The 1,633-nt window shown below is 67.7% G+C and carries 1 protein-coding gene; it reads right to left on the bottom strand.

Annotation, left to right across the window (positions count from 1 at the left end):
- Positions 1–140: 140 nt before the first annotated feature.
- Positions 141–1,550 carry an IS1380 family transposase gene (locus tag QMC84_RS22380; RefSeq protein ID WP_300378888.1) on the bottom strand — a complete coding sequence of 470 codons (1,410 nt, stop codon included), beginning with the start codon at positions 1,548–1,550 and terminating at the stop codon, positions 141–143.
- Positions 1,551–1,633 lie beyond the last annotated feature (83 nt).

The raw sequence follows: 1,633 nt of genomic DNA on the forward strand, positions 1-1,633 counted from the left end.
AGCCTCGATCCACCGATGAGGCGGGGCTGAGCGCGCGCCGTCTGTGACGAGTGGTCATGGGTGCGTGGGCGTGGTTGTTCGTCTGGCCTTGCTGCCAGGTCGTTCCGGGTTGGTCCTCGTGCCGATGTCGGCGGGGGTGGTCAGGTCGTCGGTGCCAGGGGTGGTCCGCAGGCCTGGTTGAAGAGCTCGCTCCAGGCGGCCTGCCAGGGCCATCGGGTCGGGAGGTGCAGCGTCACTCGTCGTGCCGATGACGCGATCCTGGCGGGCACGGCGATGAGCTTGCGGCGGATGGTCGCGGTGGTGGCCTTGGCCAACACGGGGCCGGTGATGGTCGCGGCTGCTCGGGTGAGGTTGAACGCCATCACAGCCAGCACAAGCCAGGCGGCGTTGGCGGTGAACTTGCCCGAGGGCAGGTGCGCCAGTGCTGCGTGCTTGAGGTCGGCGTGGACCTGCTCGATGATCGCGTGGCCACGGTGGGTCTTGTCCGCCGCCACCGTGTCGGCCGCGGCTGGGTCAGTGGTGGTGAAGAACCCGTGGAAGCGCCAGGTGTCGAACAGCGTGTCCTGGCCGGCCGTCTTGGCGGGGTTGAGGTCGGGGATTCGGCGCACGATCAGGCGTCCGGGCACGTGGTTGGTCTTCGTCTGTGCGGCGAACGCGGTGAAGGGAATCTCGGCGACCTCCGCACGGGAGATCCACCGGCTGGACTGTTCGTCGTAGACGGCGTCGGTGTACTCGATGGGGGTCCAGGCGTCCTCGGGAATCTCGGTGATCGCGGTCTTGATCCGGCTGTCGAGGCGCACGGTGACCGAGACGTCCGCACCTGCCTTGAGTGCGGCCGCGATGGTGGGGTGGCCGAAGAACGCCGAGTCGGCGCGCACCAACGCCTTGTCGTCCGTCATCGTGCGAACGGTCTTCAGGGCGTCGGCGACCAGCCGCTTCGCACCGCGGGGTGAACCACACGATCCCTTCCGCAGACGTTGGGCCACGACCACCGGCGCGGTGTCCTTCGTGGACACGGTTGCGAGGAGGGCGTTGAGGCCCCGGACGCCGGAGTAGCCGTACCCGGAGCCCTGCTTGGCGTAGCCGTGGACCTCGATGATGGTGTCGTCGATGTCGACCATCACCCGACCACCGGCCCCGGCTGAGGTGTCCGGCGAAGACATCAGCGGCGTCTGGGCAGCCAGGCGCGTCAGGAACCGGGAGGCCACTGCGTCGAGCTGGCGGACGTGGCCGAAGGTGAACGAGCGAAGGAACGAACCCAGAGTCGAGGGTGCGTAGGCGCGGGTGAAGACGCGGCCCATACCGCCGTGGCGCAGCAGCGCCATGTCATCGATGCTGTCGGCGCCGGCGACCATTCCCGCGACGAGGGAGGTCACCTTCAACCCGGCGTTGGCGCCCTTGTCGCTCGGCACAGTGAGGTGCTGCTGGGCGAGGTCGTGGAGTCCAGCTGACCGGGCCAGCGCGAGGACCGGGACCAGCCCGGCCGACGACACGAGATTCGGATCATCGAACACCGCCGACGTGGCACGGGGCGTGTGGCAAAGTTGCATCTACGAGATGCCCTTCGTGATGGTGGAGATCGGTCCCTAGAGAAGACAGATTTTCCCAGCACGTAAGGGCATTCTCACTTCAC

Origin of the sequence: Nocardioides sp. (assembly GCF_030019515.1) — a bacterium.
In the GTDB taxonomy this organism is placed as follows: domain Bacteria; phylum Actinomycetota; class Actinomycetes; order Propionibacteriales; family Nocardioidaceae; genus Nocardioides.